The 20,989-nt window shown below is 38.0% G+C and carries 18 protein-coding genes; 13 read left to right on the top strand and 5 right to left on the bottom strand.

Features of this window, described 5'->3' with window-relative positions:
- The first annotated feature begins 49 nt into the window (after window positions 1-49).
- The 3 genes from LRP81_RS19985 (at window position 50) to LRP81_RS19975 (ending at window position 2,958) form a co-directional block, all read left to right on the top strand.
- Window positions 50-1,366 carry a dihydrolipoamide acetyltransferase family protein gene (locus LRP81_RS19985; protein ID WP_230504447.1) on the top strand — a complete coding sequence of 439 codons (1,317 nt, stop codon included), beginning with the start codon at window positions 50-52 and terminating at the stop codon, window positions 1,364-1,366.
- Window positions 1,367-1,523: 157 nt separating this feature from the next.
- A complete protein-coding gene (locus LRP81_RS19980) occupies window positions 1,524-2,297 on the top strand; it encodes an endonuclease/exonuclease/phosphatase family protein (protein WP_230504445.1) in 774 nt (257 codons plus the stop codon).
- Between the two features lie 136 nt (window positions 2,298-2,433).
- The gene (locus tag LRP81_RS19975) at window positions 2,434-2,958 is read left to right on the top strand and encodes a GNAT family N-acetyltransferase (RefSeq protein WP_230504443.1); all 525 of its coding nucleotides are present in this window, start codon (window positions 2,434-2,436) and stop codon (window positions 2,956-2,958) included.
- 593 nt (window positions 2,959-3,551) lie between these two features.
- On the opposite strand, the gene LRP81_RS19970 is transcribed toward LRP81_RS19975, so the two are convergent.
- Complete coding sequence (locus tag LRP81_RS19970) at window positions 3,552-4,961, bottom strand: sodium/glutamate symporter (protein ID WP_230504464.1); 1,410 nt, start codon at window positions 4,959-4,961, stop codon at window positions 3,552-3,554.
- 223 nt (window positions 4,962-5,184) lie between these two features.
- On the opposite strand from LRP81_RS19970, the gene LRP81_RS19965 reads away from it, so the two are divergent.
- The 4 genes from LRP81_RS19965 to LRP81_RS19950 all read left to right on the top strand — a co-directional run bounded on the left by LRP81_RS19965 (window position 5,185) and on the right by LRP81_RS19950 (window position 10,888).
- Window positions 5,185-7,044 (top strand): methylmalonyl-CoA mutase subunit beta, encoded by a 1,860-nt coding sequence (locus LRP81_RS19965; RefSeq protein WP_230504441.1) that lies wholly within the window; start codon window positions 5,185-5,187, stop codon window positions 7,042-7,044.
- Window positions 7,034-9,211, top strand: a complete 2,178-nt coding sequence (scpA, locus tag LRP81_RS19960) for a methylmalonyl-CoA mutase (protein ID WP_230504439.1) — start codon at window positions 7,034-7,036, stop codon at window positions 9,209-9,211. The genes LRP81_RS19965 and scpA overlap by 11 nt, the downstream gene beginning before the upstream one ends.
- Window positions 9,183-10,211: a methylmalonyl Co-A mutase-associated GTPase MeaB gene (meaB, locus tag LRP81_RS19955; RefSeq protein WP_230504437.1), complete on the top strand. Its 1,029-nt coding sequence runs from the start codon at window positions 9,183-9,185 to the stop codon at window positions 10,209-10,211. Before scpA ends, meaB begins: the two co-directional genes overlap by 29 nt.
- 239 nt (window positions 10,212-10,450) lie before the next feature.
- Entirely contained in the window at window positions 10,451-10,888 is a 438-nt protein-coding gene (locus LRP81_RS19950; protein ID WP_230504435.1) for a BrxA/BrxB family bacilliredoxin, read from the top strand.
- A 208-nt stretch (window positions 10,889-11,096) separates the two neighbouring features.
- Here LRP81_RS19950 and LRP81_RS19945 read toward each other — a convergent pair whose 3' ends face one another.
- Complete coding sequence (locus LRP81_RS19945) at window positions 11,097-11,510, bottom strand: hypothetical protein (protein ID WP_230504433.1); 414 nt, start codon at window positions 11,508-11,510, stop codon at window positions 11,097-11,099.
- Between the two features lie 177 nt (window positions 11,511-11,687).
- Here LRP81_RS19945 and LRP81_RS19940 point away from each other — a divergent pair, with 177 nt between their 5' ends.
- Complete coding sequence (locus LRP81_RS19940; RefSeq protein ID WP_230504431.1) at window positions 11,688-12,590, top strand: acetamidase/formamidase family protein; 903 nt, start codon at window positions 11,688-11,690, stop codon at window positions 12,588-12,590.
- Between the two features lie 46 nt (window positions 12,591-12,636).
- Here the strand turns inward: LRP81_RS19940 and LRP81_RS19935 are convergent, their stop codons facing one another.
- On the bottom strand, window positions 12,637-13,626 hold the full coding sequence (locus tag LRP81_RS19935) for a LacI family DNA-binding transcriptional regulator (protein WP_230504429.1): 990 nt from the start codon (window positions 13,624-13,626) through the stop codon (window positions 12,637-12,639).
- Between the two features lie 295 nt (window positions 13,627-13,921).
- Between LRP81_RS19935 and uxaC the strand changes: the two genes are divergently transcribed.
- A complete protein-coding gene (gene uxaC / locus LRP81_RS19930) occupies window positions 13,922-15,325 on the top strand; it encodes a glucuronate isomerase (RefSeq protein ID WP_230504428.1) in 1,404 nt (467 codons plus the stop codon).
- A gap of 73 nt (window positions 15,326-15,398) precedes the next feature.
- Here uxaC and LRP81_RS19925 read toward each other — a convergent pair whose 3' ends face one another.
- On the bottom strand, window positions 15,399-16,640 hold the full coding sequence (locus LRP81_RS19925; protein ID WP_230504426.1) for an MFS transporter: 1,242 nt from the start codon (window positions 16,638-16,640) through the stop codon (window positions 15,399-15,401).
- 235 nt (window positions 16,641-16,875) lie between these two features.
- Here LRP81_RS19925 and LRP81_RS19920 point away from each other — a divergent pair, with 235 nt between their 5' ends.
- Genes LRP81_RS19920 through LRP81_RS19905 form a run of 4 tightly spaced genes read left to right on the top strand, consistent with a single transcriptional unit; the run spans window position 16,876 to window position 20,563 of the window.
- Entirely contained in the window at window positions 16,876-18,603 is a 1,728-nt protein-coding gene (locus LRP81_RS19920; protein ID WP_230504424.1) for an ABC transporter substrate-binding protein, read from the top strand.
- A 16-nt stretch (window positions 18,604-18,619) separates the two neighbouring features.
- The gene (locus LRP81_RS19915) at window positions 18,620-19,354 is read left to right on the top strand and encodes a GNAT family N-acetyltransferase (protein WP_230504422.1); all 735 of its coding nucleotides are present in this window, start codon (window positions 18,620-18,622) and stop codon (window positions 19,352-19,354) included.
- Window positions 19,355-19,367: 13 nt separating this feature from the next.
- On the top strand, window positions 19,368-19,898 hold the full coding sequence (locus LRP81_RS19910) for an RDD family protein (RefSeq protein ID WP_230504420.1): 531 nt from the start codon (window positions 19,368-19,370) through the stop codon (window positions 19,896-19,898).
- On the top strand, window positions 19,895-20,563 hold the full coding sequence (locus LRP81_RS19905) for an HAD family hydrolase (RefSeq protein WP_230504418.1): 669 nt from the start codon (window positions 19,895-19,897) through the stop codon (window positions 20,561-20,563). Before LRP81_RS19910 ends, LRP81_RS19905 begins: the two co-directional genes overlap by 4 nt.
- Here LRP81_RS19905 and LRP81_RS19900 read toward each other — a convergent pair.
- Window positions 20,538-20,912 carry a hypothetical protein gene (locus LRP81_RS19900; protein ID WP_230504417.1) on the bottom strand — a complete coding sequence of 125 codons (375 nt, stop codon included), beginning with the start codon at window positions 20,910-20,912 and terminating at the stop codon, window positions 20,538-20,540. The two genes, LRP81_RS19905 and LRP81_RS19900, sit on opposite strands and share 26 nt — an antisense overlap.
- Between the last annotated feature and the right edge of the window lie 77 nt (window positions 20,913-20,989).

The raw sequence follows: 20,989 nt of genomic DNA, 5'->3' as shown, positions 1-20,989 counted from the left end.
CGTCTTTGTGCGGTTGACTCTTCTTTACTGAATAAAGGAGGTTCTCATCATGGCAGTTGAAAAGATTACGATGCCACAGCTAGGAGAGAGTGTTACAGAAGGTACTATCAGTCGCTGGATAGTTGGTGTGGGAGACAAAGTAAATAAATATGATCCTTTGGCAGAGGTAATGACAGATAAAGTAAACGCTGAAATCCCATCTTCCTTTTCAGGAACAATTAAAGAGCTTGCTGCAGAAGATGGAGATACACTGGCAGTTGGCGAAATCATTTGTTATATCGAAACAGAGGGTAGCGGGCAAGCAGAAGAAACAAAAGAAGATTCTAAACCAGCAGAAACTACTGCAGCACCAACGACAAAATCTGATTCTGGTGATACAGATGCTCCAAATAAAAGACGCTATTCTCCAGCAGTTCTACGCCTTGCACAAGAAAACAATATAGATCTTGAGCAAGTGAACGGAACTGGAGCTGGTGGACGTATTACAAGAAAAGACATTCAGTCAGTTATCGATACTGGGAACATCCCGACAGCAGATAGCAAGCCGATAGCTGCAGAAGCACCTGCACAGGAAGCACCAAAAGCAGAAAAAACAGAAAAAGCAGCTCCATCAGCACCAAGTGTACCGAAAGCGGCTCAAACTGTTAATGTCCCAGTAGAAGCTGGAGATATTGAAATACCTGTAACAGGTGTGCGTAAAGCAATCGCTACAAACATGCTGCGTAGCAAACATGAAGCGCCACACGCTTGGACCATGATTGAAGTGGATGCTACAAACCTTGTGGACTATCGTAACTCCATCAAAGGAGACTTTAAGAAAAAAGAAGGCTACAACTTAACCTTCTTCGCATTTTTCGTAAAAGCTGTCGCACAAGCACTCAAAGAATACCCACAGATCAATTCTATGTGGGCAGGCGAGAAGATTATCCAAAAGAAAGACATCAACATCTCTATTGCAGTTGCAACAGACGACGCACTTTACGTTCCAGTTATTCGCAACGCTGACGAGAAAACAATCAAAGGTATCGCTCGTGAAATCACGGAGCTTGCGAACAAAGTACGTGCAGGCAAACTAACATCTGCAGAAATGCAAGGTGGAACATTTACCGTTAACAATACAGGTTCATTCGGTTCTGTTCAATCACAGGGTATCATCAATTACCCACAAGCAGCAATTCTGCAAGTAGAATCTATCGTAAAACGCCCGGTCGTCATGAACAACGGAATGATCGCAGTCCGCGATATGGTTAACCTATGTATGTCTCTTGACCACCGCGTTCTTGATGGTTTAGTATGCGGACGTTTCCTTGCCCGTGTTAAGGAAATTATCGAGAAAATGTCAAAAGAGAATACTTCTATCTATTAATAAATATTCTATTCGAAACCGGTGTGCCTCTTATATTAAGGAAGCACCGGTTTTTTTCTAGTATTAGATCCGGGATTGTTAAAGGATTTATGTAAATGGATAAAATAGATTGCTAAGGAATTCAATTAAAATGATTAAGATATTCAGGAGCTGAAAAATGATATCTACCTACAAAATCATGACCTTTAACATACGTGTAATCGTTCCATCCGATCCTTTTTCTTGGGAACAAAGAAAAAACTGGATTTATACAACAATCGATACTTATCGACCGGATGTAATTGGGATGCAAGAAATTACACCTTACATGCTGGAGTGGATCAAAGCAGCATTTCAAGAAACATACGATATCTATTCTGTTAATCGGGTCAACTCTATAAAAGATGGAGAATACATCGCTATTTTATCAAAAAAAACCATTTTTACAGTTGGGAAAAAAGGGGCATTTATGCTATCAGAAACACCAAGTGAAAAGGGGAGCATAGGTTGGGATGCTGAATATCCCAGGGTATGTCAGTGGCTAGAACTATCTCCTACGCACAAAAACACATCAGTCATGCGTATTTACAATACTCACCTCGATCATATCGGTAAAAACGCTAGACAAAACGGATTGCAACTTATTAAAAAAGAGATGCAGCGGGTAAAATTACCTGTTGTATTAACCGGAGATTTCAATGATACACCAGACAGTGGGGCACTACACAAAGTAGCTTCTATGCGAAGCTGTTATGCTGGCTTTAATCAGCAAGAGAAAGAACATAGTTTAACCTTTCATGATTATAAAGGTGGAACAATTGGCAGCCCAATAGATTACATATTAAGTGATAATAATGTGAATCTCAGTTCTACTAAAATAATCAGAGATCGTTATAAGGAAGGCTATCCATCTGATCATTATCCAATACTAACTACGATTACCTTTCCATAATTTATTTAGGTATTATTCTATAAATGAATCTGACACAGGAATTATCATTTACTAACAGAAGCAGTTTAGTTAATTACTATTTTTGAAATTAGATCCAAAATATTCAAATGTCTTGACTTAGAAAGGAGCTGGAAAAATGATTGAATTACGAAAAATAAACAGGGATAACATAGATGAAGTAATAGCACTTGATGTTGAAGAAAATCAGAAAGAATTTATATTAGAAACTACTAACCTTAGATGCTTCGCAGACGCTCATATGTTGTACACAGATGGTATACCAGCTTCTCCACTAGCTATTTATGCGAATGATACGATGGTTGGATTTTTGATGTATATTTATGATACGACGGATCATGAATCATTTCAAAATGAAGTTTATTACGGGAAGAAGACCTATTTCATTTGGCATTTTATGATTGATAAGAGATATCAGGGGAAAGGATATGGCAAGCTTGCCTTTGAAAAAATGTTGGCGGATATTGAAACTATGCCATATGGGGAAGCGGAACATGTAGACCTCTTTTATCATAAAAATAATGTCATAGTTAAAAAATTATACGCTTCATTTGGTTTTGTAGAGACAGGCATCATTCAGAATAATTCGATCCATGCGATTAAAAATCTAGATGGGAAAATAACAGAAGCCTTAGTAGAATAGGTTAATCTGAAAAAAATGTAAGCTTTAAACGTATAACTATAACAGGACCATAAGCCTGTCAGATATTGACTAGCTATTCTGTACGTACCGAGACCTTGAACCCGAAGTGATAGCATAAGGGTTAAGCTTGTAGACGGAAATTAGAAGTGATTTGTGAAATGGTTTACTTAAAATAGCGGTGGCGTTAGTTGAAGAAAGACCAAAAAAATGCCAAGAATTCAATACATGTCAAAAAGGATGGCAAATTCCATCCTTTCAGACTGTTGACAAACCCAAATTATTTTTAGATTTGTATTTAACTGTTGATCTTCGTTGCAGACGCTTCGCTTTCCGCGGGCGGTCCGGGAACCTCCTCGGGCTGCGCCCTGTGGGGTTTCCCATGTCCCTTCCTCCCGCAGGAGTCTGCGCGTCTTCCACTACGATCAACAAGGGAATTGCATGCATTTAAATAAAAATGTACCTTTGTCTACACACTGAAAGGATGGCAAATTCCATCCTTTTTCTTGTGTCTTTTGATAAAAATAATTTGCCATTTTTAGAGCCAAAACTAATGTCAAAACAAGTTTTGCACCCCTTAACTGAACTCGTTATACTTAAGTTCTTTCTTTTTCTTTTTTACCAAAATATAAAAGTCCCAACAACAGCCAGCCCACCGTTACGACAGTTGCGACAATTAGAGCGGGCACTGGACCAAAGGCAACAATGATAGGGACAGATGCAGCAGTCACAATTCCTCCACCTACAATTAAATCTAGAAAAATCTGTTTATAACCAAAACTTTTCTTAGCAGGAGTTTCTGTTTGGGGATCTGCTAAATTAATGAGCATCATGCCGGCAGCACTCATGCCCATCGCTTGTCCTAAATCACCAATACCACGCTCAAACCAATAATCTGGCATCATGCGTGGAGCTATATAAATAAATGCCAGTACATTCCATGCGATAGCAGTTATAGACATAAGCAAGAATGGAACCCAATATTCCCCAATAACCGAGATCGAAAGGGTAGCAATGGCAGATGCTATTAAAAGATCAAGTGCAAATCCTTGAATTCTATTAACGATGCCAGTATCAAAAATTTTATGCTTCACACATTTGTCCACTAGGAGCTGAACAATAATGGCTCCTACCATTGCAAGAGGAAATAAAGGAAGATGGGTAAACAATTCAATTGTATCCACCCAAAGAGCTTCCTCAAGTAGAATTAATCCTTCTAATATTAGATAGCCGACTCCGATTGCCACTCCTATGTATGCAAAATGGACGGTGAATGTCTCAATAAACTCTGAGCGGGTCGTTTTTTTTCCTACAGGTTCATCTTCTTGATTCTCTTCGGAAATGATGCCTTTTAATTGCTCCTCTGTAATATCATTGGGACTATTTAGTATCTCTGTTTTCCCTTTTCGTGCCCCCCAATTAACAAGTATGATTCCAAGAATGACCCCTGCTAGAACTCCAACGGTTGCCAGTCCAATTGCTAAATCTTTGCCCTCTTCAAAATCTACGCTGGAAAAAGTCCCTGACAACCCGGCTGCAGTACCATGACCACCAACAAAGCTTATTTCAAGGAGTGCACCTGCTGCTGGATTTAGGTCGAAAAAAGGAGTGAGGATAAAAATTGCCATGGAGATTCCTAACACATATTGTCCCCATGAAATAAAATGGGAAAAGGTGATTTGAGGTCCTGAAATGCGCCAGATTTTTTTGATAGGAGGTATTGTTTTACTTAAAAAAAAGGAAGCGAAAATAACGCTTATGAGTAATCCTGGGAGCTCCTCCCAGACTTCTAACATACTTTCAGGAAAAAGGCCTCCAATATCAAACAGCTCTACCCCCATTTTTCCGAGAATTTCTGGACCAAGTAGAAGTCCTAATAAGCCGGCAATAATGGAGCTGGGAACAAAGAATTTTTGAAGAAAAGGGGTGGAGACTCTCAGCCATTTCCCAATAATTAAGAGTACGCCTAATATAATGAAACTAAAGCCAATAACCTCTGGTGACATGCTCAAAAATTAACCCTCCCTAAGTTGATTGTTCTATATTACATTCCTAACTATTTACCCGCTTCCTATATAATTAATCTTGTAAAATACTTATGAATGACAAACGATCCTTCTGCCTACTTTATTTGCCCTCCTTCCATAACTATATTAAAATAAATGTGTAAACTTTTTTAATTTTCAATATGTAAGCGATTACGCAATTGAGGGAACGAGGGGATGGAACATGAGTAAAATAAAAGAAATGAAGAATAATTGTTTCCCTAAATCCACATTGGAAGATTGGGAGATTCAGGCAGAAAGAGCCCTTAAAGGAAAACCAGTCTCCAAAATAAATAGTGATACATATGAGGGAATTATCCGAAAACCCATCTACACGGAAGATGACATAAAGGATATTCAAACAAAGGCGTCCAAAGAAAAAGGGGATTGGACTGTCTCACAACAACTTTATGGACAAGTAAGTTTGACAGAATGGAATGAACAACTAAAGCATGAATTGAAAAATGGTCTCCAAGCTATTCACTTCATTTCCTATCCTGCATCCGATAAAAATACTTTACCAATTAAGGATAAATCTGATTTTCAAGTGCTTTTTAAAGAAATAGACCTCCAAGAAATACCTTTACATGTATACACTGGCACAAGTGTTACAACATTCCTAAGTGCAATTCATGAAAGCGAAGTGGATTCATCGACTCTACAGGGAATTATAGGAGCAGATCCAATTGCGGAACTTGCGGCAACAGGTATGCTGAATCTGCCACTGAATGAATTAGTGAGTCACATGAAGTCCAACATCAAATGGAAGCGAGTTCATATACCTTCTGTGAAAACCATATTTATTCAATCAGCTCCTTATCATAATGGTGGGGCAAATGCGGTTCAGGAGCTAGCAGCCACAATGGCAACAGCGGTGGAATATATCCAAGCCTTAATAGAAATGGGACTGTCTATAGATGAAGTTGCTAGCGAAGTGGCTTTTTCTTTCCCTGTTGGAAGTGACTTCTTCATGGAACTAGCTAAACTGAGAGCAGCAAGAATACTTTGGGCAAATCTCATAGAAGCTTTTGGGGGAAGTGAAAAAGACCAACAAATGACACTTCACGCCACTACGTCGCAATTCAATAAATCTACTCTTGATCCATATGTAAATATGTTACGAACAACAACGGAGGCTTTTTCTGCCGCACTAGGCGGAGCAGATTCAATAAACATCGACAGCTATCAGCAAGAAGCCGATGTTTTCTCAAGAAGAATCGCACGTAATACTCACTACGTACTAAAAGAGGAAAGCTTTTTATCCAAAGTAACAGATCCAGCTGCAGGATCCTATTATGTGGAAACTCTCACTCACAACTTGGCAAATGCAGCGTGGGAGATGTTCCAAGAAATTGAAAGTTTAGGCGGAATGGTCAAGGCACTGGAATCAAACTACCTACAAGACCGCATCCTTAAGATAAAAGAAAAACGCTTCAAGGATGTAGAAAAGAGAAGAAAAGTATTAATCGGTACGAATATGTATGCGGATTTAAAAGAAGAGCTGAAGGAACAGAGGTTAATAAAAACATTAAAACAAGAAGAAACAGCTGCTGAAAAAATACAAGCTATCCAACCAGTAAGATTAACCGCTTCTTTCGAGAATCTTCGCTACCAAGCAAAAAAATATGAACTAACTACAGGCATTAAACCTAAATTGACACTCATTAATCTTGGAGCTCTCGCCACTCATAAACCTAGAACTGATTTTGCATCTGGTTTCTTTCAAGTGGGGGGAATTACTTCGAAATTAAGTCCTAGCCTTGAGGATACATCAGCATTAAAAGACTGGCTTTCTGCCGAAAAACTAGAAGGGCACATATGCATCTGCGGAAGTGATGACAGTTACAATGAAATGCTTAATGAGGTAGTCACTTCACTTAAGGGATCGGATCGAAAAATTCTGCTAGCTGGTTTGCCTGATTTATCTAGACAAGAAGAATTAATAGCTCTAGGTATATCTGACTTTATTCATCAGCGCTCTAACTGTTTTGAGCAATTATCCACGATTCACGAAGAAATGGGGTTGACAGAGTATGAGGCCTGATTTTTCAACCAAAATATTGAACATAAAAAAGAAATCATCTACCGTGTCTTTTTCAAAAGAAACGGTGGAAGAATTATTTTACGAAACGAATGAACAGATAAAATTAAAACCTCAATATACAAAAGAAGATCTGAAAAATGCCGAGCATTTGGGAACACTTCCAGGTATCGCCCCTTATCTTCGTGGACCATACCCGACTATGTATGTAAACCGTCCATGGACCATTCGTCAATATGCTGGTTTTTCAACAGCTGAAGAGAGTAACTCCTTTTATCGAAGAAATCTGGAGATGGGGCAAAAAGGATTATCAGTTGCATTTGATCTAGCTACTCATCGAGGCTATGATTCAGACCATCCGCGTGTGGTGGGGGACGTTGGAAAAGCGGGGGTAGCAATCGACTCCATTTTAGATATGAAAGTTCTTTTTGATGGTATTCCACTTGATAAAATGTCTGTATCGATGACAATGAATGGCGCAGTATTGCCAATCATGGCCTTTTATATTGTGACTGCAGAAGAGCAGGGAGTCAGTCAGGAACAGCTTTCTGGAACCATTCAAAATGATATATTAAAAGAATATATGGTGCGTAACACTTATATCTACCCTCCTGAAATGTCAATGCGTATTATTGGTGATATATTTGCCTATACATCTGAGCATATGCCAAAATTCAATAGTATCAGTATTTCCGGCTATCATATGCAAGAAGCAGGAGCGCCAGCAGATATCGAACTTGCCTATACACTTGCTGACGGTTTGGAATATGTAAGAACCGGATTAGATTCTGGAATAGATATCGATAAATTTGCACCTCGCCTCTCGTTTTTCTGGGCAATTGGTATGAATTACTTTATGGAAGTAGCGAAAATGCGTGCTGCACGATTTATTTGGGCAAAAATGATGAAAGAGTTCGTACCGTCAAATCCTAAATCAATGGCTTTAAGAACACACTCGCAAACGTCTGGATGGAGCTTAACGGAACAGGATCCGTTCAATAACGTGACCCGTACATGTATAGAAGCACTTGCTGCAGCAAATGGACACACGCAATCCTTGCATACGAATGCCTTGGACGAAGCAATCGCATTACCTACCGATTTCTCTGCACGGATTGCCCGAAACACCCAATTGTATTTGCAGGAAGAAACGGATATCACAAAAGTGATTGATCCGTGGGCAGGCTCCTATTATGTAGAGACATTAACGAAAGAACTGATAGACAAAGCCTGGTCACATATTGAAGAAATTGAAGAGCTCGGTGGAATGGCAAAAGCAATTGAAACTGGACTTCCTAAGATGCGGATTGAAGAAGCATCAGCTCGACGTCAAGCGAAAATTGATTCTGGAAAAGAAGCTATTATCGGTGTAAATAAATATCGCCTTGATAAAGAGGATATGGCAATAGAAGTTTTGGATATCGATAATGCCGAAGTACGTAAAAAGCAAATTCAACGACTGCATGAATTGCGTGATGAACGAGACGAAGCACAAGTGATATCAGCGTTAGAAGCTCTTACAGATGCAGCAAAATCCGGCAAAGGCAACCTCCTGGAACTTGCGGTAGATGCAGCAAGAGCCCGAGCTAGCTTAGGCGAAATATCAGATGCCATTGAAAAAGTCGCAAACCGTCATCGAGCAGTCATACGCTCCATCAGCGGAGTCTATAGCAGTGAATTTTCCAATGAAGAAGAGATGAGGCAAGTGAAAGAAAAAATAGATGAATTTTTAGAGCTTGAAGGAAGAAGGCCAAGAATTATGATTGCCAAAATGGGACAGGACGGCCATGATCGTGGTGCAAAAGTTATTGCTACAGCTTTTGCAGATTTAGGCTTTGATGTGGATATCGGACCACTTTTCCAAACCCCTGCGGAAACAGCGCTTCAAGCAGTGGAAAATGATGTGCATGTGATCGGTATTAGTTCCCTTGCAGCAGGTCATAAAACATTGCTGCCACAGCTTATAAACGAGTTAAAAAAACTAAATCGTGAAGATATCATCGTCGTAATTGGCGGGGTTATTCCGGCACAGGATTACGAATTTCTATACAGGAATGGAGCTTCTGCCATCTTTGGGCCAGGAACTGTCATCCCACGTGCAGCTGAAAAAGTCCTTGATGAAGTTTATAACCGCCTCGGCTATGAGGAAGTGGAAGAGCAGAATGGCTAATCGAAAAAAGGTGAGGCGAAAGACTGAGCGGGATTCAGCTGAGATCATAGAAGGTATTCGGGCAGGTATCCGATCCGATCTTGCTCAGGCAATTACACTGGTGGAGAGCAATGCCAGTCGTCATTTTCACGTAAGTCAAAATATCATCCAGCAGATTACTCCTTTAACTGGGAAATCAATTCGAATTGGGATCAGTGGTGTGCCTGGCGCCGGAAAAAGCACATTCATAGAAGCTTTCGGTCTCTACTTATGCGAGAAAGGGCATAAAGTGGCTGTACTAGCAGTCGATCCTAGTAGTTCAAAATCAGGAGGAAGTATCCTCGGTGACAAAACCCGGATGGAACAACTAGCTCGCCACCCACGAGCTTTTATCCGCCCATCCCCTTCTAGTGGAACTCTAGGTGGTGTTCACAGAAAAACTCGGGAAAGTATTTTATTGTGTGAAGCAGCTGGTTTTGATGTAATCCTAGTAGAAACAGTTGGAGTGGGTCAAAGTGAAGCGATTGTCCGAGAAATGGTCGACTTTTTCCTACTGCTCGTTTTAACAGGTGCTGGTGACGAACTTCAAGGCATGAAAAAGGGGATTATGGAGTTAGTGGATGCGATTGTAGTGAATAAAGCTGATGGGGACAACAAAGCAAGAGCGGAGAAAACAGCACAAGAATATAAGCAAATTCTTCATTTTCTCCAACCAGCAACAAAGGGCTGGGAAACCAAGGCATTCACATGTTCAGCACTGCATCAACTTGGCATAGACAAAGCTTGGAAAACGATAGAGGAATTTGTTTACTGCACGAAAGAAACAGGTGTATTTGAAAGTAGGCGAAATGAACAAAAGAAAACATGGTTTTACACTTCATTGAAGGACCAGATTGAGCGGATGTTTTTTGATGATGAAAAAGTGAAAAAGCAGTTGCCCCTATTGGAGAAGAGTATGAGAGTGGATGAAGTCTCTGTTTCTATGGCGGTTGAGCAATTGCTTGATGAATATAAACGGTAAAAATCATTCATTTACAGCAATCAGTTAGAAAGAACATAAATTTACGAAGATTTGCTTCTTTTTTCCACAAAAAAAGGAAAGCGTTGGGGTGCGCTTTCCTGCATCTAGGGAGTATAGGGGTATGGATATCTAGATGATATTTTTAAATTACCCGCTAAACCGAAACTTAAACACTTTTTGTTTGTTTCTTTGAAAAAAATTGGTATGATAAGGGTAGTTAAAAACTTGAGGTGATCAACATGAATATCGATTTTAATATGTTTATGAATGATGTTGTTCGAACTGCACGTGAAGAGATGGATGCAGCAGGTTACGAGCAGCTTAAAACAGTAGAAGATGTGGATGCGGCATTTGGTCGTGAAGGTACGACTCTTGTAATGGTTAACTCAGTATGCGGCTGTGCTGGAGGGATTGCTCGCCCAGCAGCAACTCATGCGGTACATTATGACAAGCGCCCTAATCATTTAGTAACAGTGTTTGCGGGACAAGATAAAGAGGCGACTGCAAAAGCACGTGATTACTTTGATGGATATCCGCCGTCTTCACCATCTTTTGCATTATTAAAAGATGGAAAGATTATTACGATGGTGGAAAGACATGAAATTGAAGGGCATGCTCCAATGTCTGTTATTAACAAACTCCAAGGATATTTCGAAGAGCATTGTGAAGAAGTATAAGCAATAATGAAGAGAGATGAACAGAAAAGTTCAGCTCTCTTTTATTTTGGGTCTTTTATAAAAGATAAGTACTAATTTATAGGTAAAAGTTGATACTCGGACTTTCACTAGCATTTTGTATGAAAGGTTACCTTTCTTTTACTAAATGCAGTTCGTCAAAGCAAAAAAAATTTACTAACAGTCTTTATTTTATTTTCAGCACAAAGCATTATTCAGCATCTGCTTCTATTTTGTTATTCCAAACAGCGTTGATTGCAAAATAGTATATTCCAGGTTTATTAGGCACTTTCCATGGTTGATTGTCTTTCCTTACCATTCTTTCATCATAAATGCTTAGAGTTATATTATCTGGAATGGACTCGGAATTAAAATCTATGATAATTTCACTATTACCTGCTACTTCTCTTATAACTTTACCGTCCAAAAGCTCGGGGATAGAGGCATTTTCCGAACATTCAACCCAACAATATGCACTTCTTACTACCAGTATTTTCATATCATCAACTTGAACAGAAGGAATGGGAGGTTTTGTGCCTTCTAAAGGGTTTGCTTTACCTTGATTAGCACAGGATGACATTAGAATTAAGATACAGGCCATCATTAAAGATGTATACATACGCAAAATGAAACACTCCCATCGTAGTAATAAAATATTGTAAGATACTTTGGTAGATACATATGATGATACCATATTTTACCGATAGATATTGAAGTATAGTAACTGTTTTTTTGTGCAGGTTTTTCTTACCCATTTACAGAATGTAACTAATAGAAGATTAAATAAAAAAGGAGAATTCCAATGTACATATTAACGAAAGAATCTGGCATTATTTACGATTTTAATAAAAATCATAAACCAGTTTTATCTGTTCCATCAGGTTCCACTTTAGAAATAGAAACATTTGATTGTTTTCAAAATCAGATTCAATCAGAAGACACGGAGATTACAGGAATAGATTGGAATCGCGTGAATCCTGCAACTGGTCCTGTATATATAGAGGAAGCCATGCCGGGTGATGTATTAAAAGTAAAAATTGAGAAGCTAGAAATTGGTAATCAAGGAGTTATGGTAGTAGGACCGAATCTTGGAGTCATGGGGCATCGAATTGAAAAGATGGAATCGAAAATTATCCCAATCAGGGAAGGAAAAGCGATTTTTAATGAAATAGAGATTCCATTAAATCCAATGATTGGTGTTATTGGAGTAGCACCTGATGGAGAAGGAATTTCATGTGGGACTCCTGACAGTCACGGTGGCAATATGGATAATAAAATGGTGACAGAAGGAGCGACATTATATTTTCCTGTATTTACTGAAGGTGCCTTGTTTGCAACAGGTGATTTTCACGCTGCCATGGGAGACGGCGAAATTAGTGTGTCGGGTATTGAGGTACCAGGGAAAGTAACGCTCACATTAGAAGTGCTGAAAAATGAAAATTTGGAACATCCGATGCTGGAAAATGAAGAGGTAGTGACGACCATCGTCTCTGCAAAAACGTTAGATGAAGCTGCGAAAAAAGCAACAGAAGTTATGATAGATAGAGTAGTAGACAATACGGGGATGAGCTTAAGTGAGACTACCATGCTGATGAGTGCGGTTGGTCAACTAGAGGTTTGTCAAATAGTAGATCCATTAGTAACTGCAAGGTTTGCAGTACCGAAAAAAATTTTTGTAAGCTCGTCTCTTTTACCGGTTGGATAAATACAAACAAGCTTAGTCTGCAAATATGCATGCTAAGCTTGTTTTGTTACCGCTTCACTTCAATACTTACATGGGCACAAGAAACCCTCTCGTTAATAATAGGTTTTAACGTTTTTATGAATGTTGTTTCCTTGTTTTGAATAATAGTAAGCAAAGTTTGTACCATACATTGTGCTATTTCTTCAATGGGCACACCAACACTAGTCAATGGTATTTCAAGGTTTGCCATTTGCGGTATGTTATCATAGCTGATTACCGAAATGTCCTTTGGAATGATAATATTTGATTCACGTAGTGCCCTAATGATTCCGGCACTTATATCATAACTAGATCCAATAATGGCAGTAGGTTTAAAAGAAGACTGTAACAAACGTTTTGTCGCAACATATCCATCATACCAGTCTAAACCGCCTGTATGAAACATATTTTCTGTGTTAGGTAGACCAAGTTCATTTAAAGAGTTTCGAACTGCATTGTATTTTTCTAGTTGTCGTTCATCAACCGGAGAAAAGTCCCCTACATATGCAATCCTCCTATGTCCGAGGCTGTATAAATATTTGACTGTGATGTCCATGCTTTCCTGATAGTTCACATCTATAACTGGAAAGCTTTTATCTTTGCCCACTCCATATGTAACAAATGGAAGTGAACAGTCTTTAAGTGCATCTTGGTTTTTCTCATCAAAAACGATGATGCCATCCACTTGAAATCGTTTAAACATTTCAATAGAATCTTTTATTGAATTAATGGAGAGAATCATGGAGTAGGAGTTTTTACTAATTTCTTCGTTTATTTGTGTAACTACGGTGGAATGGGCTATGCGCTCTAAAGTTGGCCAAATTAGACCAATAACTTTGGATTGCTTGGAAACTAACCGTTGAGCAGCAAAATTTGGTTCATATCCCATTTCCTTCGCGATATTCAAAATCTTATTTTTCGTTATCGGTTTCACAAGCGGACTGTCATTTAGCGCCTTTGAAACGGTTGAATAACTTACACCGGCTTTTAAAGCAATATCTTTAATCGTAATGGTCATATGGGGTTCACCTATTTTTATAAATTAACAACGTTATTATTTTTTGTGCATGATTACTTGGAAAACGAACGTATTTAAATTCTATTTTTACAGAACAGCATCAATAATGTCAATGAAATCAAAATAATTTACAATTTATTTTTAGAAAATTTAATAAAATAAACTTGAAAAGTAAAAAAGTATCCCTTAAGATAAAAATAAATAACAACGTTGTTATTTCGTATTAATCTATTTACGTAAAGATAAATGAAAGCGTATTAATTTACGAACAATATTATTTATGGAGGTTTATTAAATGAAAAAGTTTATGGATGATAATTTTTTACTATCCACTAACACGGCAATAGAGTTATACAATAATTACGCTAAAGATATGCCAATCATTGATTATCACTGCCATTTAATCCCAAAGGAAATCTATGAAAATAAGACGTTTCAAAATGTTACGGAAGCGTGGTTGTATGGGGACCATTATAAGTGGAGAGCAATGCGTGCAAACGGTGTGGAAGAAGACTACATAACAGGAGGAGCCTCTGATTATGATAAGTTCATAGCGTGGTCAAAGACTGTGCCAATGACAATCGGAAATCCATTATACAATTGGACTCATCTTGAGCTTCGGAGATACTTTGATGTCCATGACATACTAAATGAAAGTACTGCACATGAGGTTTGGGAGAAGGTAAATGCGAAGCTGACCAATGGAGAATTTGGTGCGCGAGACCTTATTACTAAATCTAATGTAAAAGTTGTTTGTACTACGGATGATCCGACAGATTCTTTGGAATATCATCAGAAGTTAAAAGAAGAGTCAAACTTTGATGTTAAGGTATTACCGAGCTTCCGCCCAGATAAAGGTCTTGAAATCAATCAAGAAGGCTTTATCCAGTGGGTAAAAAAATTAGAAGAAGTTTCTGGCATTGAAATTTCAACATATGATCACTTTCTAGCTGCGCTTGAAAATAGAATTGAGTTTTTCCACTCCCTAGGTGGACGTGTATCTGACCATGCATTGAATACAATGATGTATGTAAAGACTACAAAAGAGAATGCTGCAGCTGTCTTTGCTAAAGGCATCAACGGTGAGGTTGTAACGGTTGAAGAGGAAAAAATATATAAATCTATTACGTTAGAGTTTTTGGGACAACAATATGCGAAATTAGATTGGGCTATGCAATTTCATATTCATGCGCTTCGAAACAATAACTCTAGAATGTTTCAACAGCTAGGACCAGATACAGGCTATGACAGTATAAATGATGGTGAATTAGCAAAACCGTTAAATCAATTATTGGATGCGCTTGAACAAAAAAATGCCTTACCAAAAACAATCCTTTACTCTTTAAACCCAAATGATAATTACATCTTAGGAACAACCATAGGTAATTTCCAAGGTGGAGGATATCCTGGTAAGATCCAATTAGGTACTGCTTGGTGGTTTAATGACCAAAAGGACGGTATGCTTGATCAAATGAAAGCATTGGCTAACCTAGGATTATTCAGTAGATTCATAGGAATGCTGACAGATTCCAGAAGTTTTCTTTCCTATACAAGACATGAGTATTTTAGAAGACTTGTTTGTGACTTAATTGGAAGCTGGGTTGAAAACGGGGAAGTTCCATATGATATGGAGCTGCTTGGCGAAATCGTTCAAGGTATCTGTTATGAAAACGCGAAAGACTATTTTAATTTTCAATAATGTGCTAATAAAGAAAATCTCTTGTCTATATGGGACAAGAGATTTTCTTTGTTTTGAGAATGATACTAAACCACTATCCCAGCCTAGCGGGTATAGTTAACTCATCCTCTTGTTCTATCAAACGCAATTTAGTAAGTCTCAGAAATCTTATCGTCACTAGTAATGAGCATATTCCCATTACAAAGAAGATAATACGGATATCTATCATTTCTGCTAAAACTCCTGTTAAGAAACCTGCCAATGGCAATGTTCCAAGTCCCAGCATCGATATAAGTCCATTTACTCTGCCGAATATATGTGAGGGAACTAAACGTTGGCGCATCGTTTTGAATAGAACATTAAACATAATGACTGGTGCACTTTGTATCGCAACCGCTAGTAAAAGCGTCTGCCAATTCCAACTTAACGCAACAGTTATAATTCCAACTGCGCTTATCATAATATTAATCAACATTAATCGAATTGGATTTCCTTTGTCTCCTAAAAAATTTACGAATGCAATAGCTGCAACTTGTGCTGTTGCAGCACCTGCATACACCCACCCGACTTCTTCGGATGAAAGGAACAGTTTCTCCCGTGAAAAGTAGACAAGCATGCTAATTAGAGCGCCATTTGCAATATTCACGATTAAGATAAGTAAGGTGAAGGGACCTAGAATGTGATGCTTAAGTAAAAAATCTGCTCCAGCTTTTAACTGTTCCCATGAATTTGACTTAATCTTGGAAGGTGTTTCTTTCGTTAAAAATGTTAGAAATAGAATGGATATCGCAATCGGGAAAAATGAAAATGCATCCAAGAGTAATACATTATAAACACCGATTTTTGAAATTAATATACCTGCAAGTGCACTACCGAACAGCACGGAGGAAGTGTCAATAAATTGATGTGTGGCATTGACCTTCATAAGTTTTTCCTTTTTGAATAATTGTGGTACGACTGTCGAATTCACCACGGAGAATATGGCACCAACACAGGCAATGAAGAAACCGAGCACATAAATGTGCCAGATGTGTAACACTTGTAAAATGTGTAAGACAGGGATGACTCCTGCAAGTGTACCTTGAAGCAACGCACTGACAAACAGCAAGATTCTCCTTGGAAACCGATCTGCTAACACGCCAGCAATTGGAGATACAAAAATGAACGGTAATGTCTGTACCAAGAACATAACCCCCATACTAACTGCAGACTGGGTCAGTTCATAAATAAGCCAAGGGATAGCGATGATATAAAATTTATCACCGAGTTTTGACAATAGGGTTCCTGAAAAATAAAGTAAGGCATTTTGTTCCCGCCATATAGATTGTTTAAACATATCTTTCCACCTCTTAATCTGAACTATCTAAATTATCAACTTTCTAAAAACAGGAAAAAAGGGTAAAATTAAACTAACTTTGTCCCCTTTTTAACAGTTTAAGAAAGTATAAACTGTTAGTAGTGGAGCTCTTGCGACCGAATATATATGGTGTGCCTCAAGAGTGGTAAGTTCACTTGACTCATATGTGTCTGTTGGGGCGTCTAGGTCCTTGAGCTTTTTGGAGGTGCGGAAATTGCGGGAACGGTACTTTACATTAAGAGCACATTTAAAACATTTTTTAAAAGATGAACCGTATGATATGAAGCTGGAGGACTTGGATACGATATGGTTCTGCTCCAGAAAAAATTCGAAAAGGATTATACGAAAACTGGAGGAAGAGGGACTACTTACTTATCAGCCTGGTAGGGGGAGAGGAAAAGTCTCTCAACTTCAATATGTGACTACTTTTCAAAACGAGATTGAAAGCTATTTAGCAGAATGTGCCGCATCTGGGAAACTAGATAATATTGCAGAAATTCTACGCCTGCCAATCCCAAAGTCTTGGGTGGACAATTCCTCTAAAGATATTCGGGAGTTGCTTGGACTTAAAAGAGATGATTCAGCTTTCAAAGATATCTTACATACCTTCAAAGCAAGAGATATCTATTCGTTAGACCCATTGCATGTATCGGTATCATTAGAAACGCACCTAATTGAATGTCTAGGTGATACACTTATCCGCTACAATAGCGAAAAAGACTGCTTTGATCCACATATTGCTCATCATTTTCAAGTAGATTCTACCAAAAAGATTTGGACCTTTTATCTGAGGAAGTCTGTTTATTTCCACAATGGAGAGACTGTGACGAGTAAAGATGTAGCATATACGATAAATCGGATGAAAAACAGTGATCATTCTTATTCTTGGCTGACGGAGAACATTAACAAGGTAATATGTTCGCATCCACACAAAGTGGAGATTCAATTATTTCAGCCTAACCCTTTTTTCTTGAGGTATCTTTCAGCAATTAACTTTTGCATACTTCCAGCTGATATAGAATTCGATGAGTTTAAATGGGTTGCCACTGGACCTTTTCGATTAAAAGAAAGGAAAAATCAAAAGATAGTGTTGGAAGCAAATGATTCCTATTTTAAAGAACGTCCATTGATTGACGAAATTCATTTTTATCGTGTGACAAACGATGCTGCTAAAACTGTATACCTTTCTAGTGAAGAAAAAGGGGAAAACCTTCAACCAAACAACCATAAAATAAAGGACTCTGGTTTACGTTTCCTTTCTTTTAACATGAAACGATCAAGTATTGTTCAGAAGCATACTTTTCGTGAAGCAATCTATCATCTGTTTGATGTAAAGAAGATGGCAGCTGAGTTAGCATGGGAGGTTTTAGAATCAAATAGCTTTGAGATAGAGAATGCTGAACCACAGCAGAAGCACCCCGAAAAAATTATTGATCTCATAAAAGAATCTGGATACAAAGGTGAAATGTTATTGTTGTATCACTTTGATAATTACCATGCCGTTATAGAAGCGGAATGGTTTAAAAAAGAGGCGAAGCAGTACGGCATTATTATTCAGCTGCAGCAGATCACTTTTGATCAATTTTCAAAAGAGGGAATGGAGGATGATATCGACCTAATAATCATGGGTTTAACTTTATCTTATGACAAACATCTTGCCTTCTCCTATGCTTTTCGAAACAAAGCACTATTGTTTAATCGATTGTTTAATAGAACAATAGAAACGTTCATTCATGAGAATTTAACTCAATTTGAGCTAGAAGAAGAGAAAGATAAGCGAATGAAAATAATGGAAGAAATAGAACAATATTTGAAAGCGGAAATTGCATTAATCTATCTTTACCATCCAATTGTAACAAGGGCGCTTGACCCAACTATTCAGGACGTCACTTCCCATTCATTTGGACATATCGATTTTACAAAGCTATGGATACCAAGTTGAGGGGAGTGCTTGTAAATTGACAAATTTATTAACCCGATTACATGAAGTTGGAATCCATATGATTGAAAACGACTCCACTATTATGTTGGAGTTGTTAGCTTGCATGCCAAGTCAATTAAATGAAGCGGATTATCTCGTTCGAGAGATTGTTAAGAAACGGATGAATAAAAAAGTTCTTTTAGAAACTCCTAAAGGAATACTTGAACAGTTACCATTTACAAATACGACCATGAGTAAAAAAGGGGAAAGAATCATTTTCACAAAAGACCTACTGGAAAAAAAGATAATTTCAAATCAAGTTTATGAAGTGTGGTCGATATCGGAACCACGAGCAATCCATTTTCTGTCGGAAGTGATGGAGCAAGGTATACAAGAGACAGAAAAATTCCTGCAATCCATGAGAAGTGAACTGCCCGATCAAGTGGACAATATATTGACAGTTCATTACGACAATCACATTCCTATTGGAGTAGTGATTCCGCATATTGAGCCGGATACGGACAGTGAAGGGAGAATATTCTGGATTGGATTGCATCCGCAATACAGAGGGAAGGGCTATGGCAGAAATCTTCATAATATAGGACTGGAAAGATTACAGCAGGATTTTCAGGCAAAAACGTATCTTGGAGCAACTCAAATAGAGAATGAACCAATGAAAAATATTATGATTGCAAATGGTTGTAAACATTTCGGAGAAAGTGTTATATCGTTGGAATACAAACGTAAAAACGACGGATATCGAAGTGTGTAAGGGGGACATGCAGATGAATGCTACCTTTCTTCAACGCTTTAAAGCTTTTATGATTGACTACTTAGTCATCGCACTGTATTTAGTCTTGATCTTTATTCTAAGCATGTTCCTTTTCCCACCTTTACAGCAATTGTTTACCGGATCTCTGATCGTTGCACAAATTTCAGGCTTTTTCCTAGCGACTCTACCAGTCTCTCTTTATTTTATTATTAGTGATTCCGTTATTGGTAAACAGTCTTTGGGAAAGAGGAAAATAGGCATTCAAGTCGTTGATATCCATTTAAAAGCCCTTTCCATAAAACAGATGACATTTCGAACAATCTTGAAATTTCTTCCGTGGGAGATGTCGCATTTTCTTGTTTATTGGTTGGTAAATATTGGAGAATCAGAAATACCTCTGCATCTTTATCTTCTGGGTGGATTAATTTACGTTCTAATATTCACTAACATATTGTCAGCTATTTTTACAAAGAAAAAGCAATCTTTGTACGACATCATGACTAATTCCTTCGTCATCACAAAAAAGGAAGGGAAAATAACATGATTTTTTTTGATATCGATGCAACACTCCTAGACCATGAAAAAGCAGAGCAATTGGCTGCTAGCGCATTCTTTATTAATAATCTGGAAGAACTACCCTTTAGTAAAGCTATTTTTGTGAAAAGATGGTTTGATTTATCCATAAAATACTTTGATAAATTCCTCGCAAATGAGATTTCATTTCAGGAACAAAGAAGATTTCGGATAAAAGAGTTGTTTGGTAATCATTTAACAAACAAACAAGCCGATGATAAGTTCAATGAGTATCTAGCGTTTTACAAAGAAAATTGGTCTGTTTTTGAAGATGTCATTCCTTGTTTAGACCATTTTAAGGCACAGAGGAAGCGATTAGGGATTATTAGCAACGGTGATTATAATCAACAAATAGAGAAACTCACTCAACTAAACATACTAAATTATTTTGACTGTATTGTTTCTTCCAGTGAAATAGGTATTTCAAAACCTAAAGAAGCAATTTTTACACATGCATGTGAGATTGCCGAAGTACAAATTCATGAAACATTTTATATAGGAGATAGATTAGATATTGATGCGATCAGCAGTAGTAATGCCGGAATGAAGGGGATTTGGCTAAATAGAAATAACAAACTATCCCATCCAGATGTTATAGTTATTCATAATCTTAGCGAGTTGAGCGATGTAATTTAAGCAGGGAGAAACCATATGTGCTACTTGAAATGGCTAAAGTCCAAAGTTTAGATAAGTTGTATGAAGACCAAAATACAGCAGCAATAGTAATGAAAATGCCTTCATAAGAGTGCCCGGATATGTCAATTTGCAGTTTTCCGGGCATATAAAACCCAATTAAGTGCCCGGATATGTCAATTTGTAGTTTTCCGGGCATATAAAACCCAATTAAGTGCCCGGATATGTCAATTTGCAGTTTTCCGGGCATATAAAACCCAATTAAGTGCCCGGATATGTCAATTTGCAGTTTTCCGGGCATATAAAACCCAATTAAGTGCCCGGATATGTTAATTTGCAGTTTTCCGGGCATAAAAACCCCAATTAAGTGCCCGGATTTATCAATTTACAGGTTTCCGGGCATTTACGAGTATCAATTGAGGTTTATCA

The organism is Sutcliffiella rhizosphaerae (assembly GCF_917563925.1).
In the GTDB taxonomy this organism is placed as follows: Bacteria; Bacillota; Bacilli; order Bacillales; family Bacillaceae_I; genus Sutcliffiella_A; species Sutcliffiella_A rhizosphaerae.
Note: the sequence above shows the minus strand (reverse complement) of the source record. Positions and strands in the feature narration are given on the sequence as shown.

Coding starts and splice junctions, on each gene's coding strand:
- meaB (WP_230504437.1), top strand. CDS start 9,183: ATGAGGAAGTGGAAGAGCAGAATGGCTAATCGAAAAAAGGTGAGGCGA.
- LRP81_RS19970 (WP_230504464.1), bottom strand. CDS start 4,961: ATGTCACCAGAGGTTATTGGCTTTAGTTTCATTATATTAGGCGTACTC.
- LRP81_RS19900 (WP_230504417.1), bottom strand. CDS start 20,912: ATGCCCGGAAAACTGCAAATTAACATATCCGGGCACTTAATTGGGTTT.
- LRP81_RS19935 (WP_230504429.1), bottom strand. CDS start 13,626: ATGACCATTACGATTAAAGATATTGCTTTAAAAGCCGGTGTAAGTTAT.
- LRP81_RS19910 (WP_230504420.1), top strand. CDS start 19,368: ATGAATGCTACCTTTCTTCAACGCTTTAAAGCTTTTATGATTGACTAC.
- LRP81_RS19925 (WP_230504426.1), bottom strand. CDS start 16,640: ATGTTTAAACAATCTATATGGCGGGAACAAAATGCCTTACTTTATTTT.
- LRP81_RS19950 (WP_230504435.1), top strand. CDS start 10,451: ATGAATATCGATTTTAATATGTTTATGAATGATGTTGTTCGAACTGCA.
- LRP81_RS19980 (WP_230504445.1), top strand. CDS start 1,524: ATGATATCTACCTACAAAATCATGACCTTTAACATACGTGTAATCGTT.
- LRP81_RS19975 (WP_230504443.1), top strand. CDS start 2,434: ATGATTGAATTACGAAAAATAAACAGGGATAACATAGATGAAGTAATA.
- uxaC (WP_230504428.1), top strand. CDS start 13,922: ATGAAAAAGTTTATGGATGATAATTTTTTACTATCCACTAACACGGCA.
- LRP81_RS19905 (WP_230504418.1), top strand. CDS start 19,895: ATGATTTTTTTTGATATCGATGCAACACTCCTAGACCATGAAAAAGCA.
- LRP81_RS19940 (WP_230504431.1), top strand. CDS start 11,688: ATGTACATATTAACGAAAGAATCTGGCATTATTTACGATTTTAATAAA.
- LRP81_RS19965 (WP_230504441.1), top strand. CDS start 5,185: ATGAGTAAAATAAAAGAAATGAAGAATAATTGTTTCCCTAAATCCACA.
- LRP81_RS19985 (WP_230504447.1), top strand. CDS start 50: ATGGCAGTTGAAAAGATTACGATGCCACAGCTAGGAGAGAGTGTTACA.
- scpA (WP_230504439.1), top strand. CDS start 7,034: ATGAGGCCTGATTTTTCAACCAAAATATTGAACATAAAAAAGAAATCA.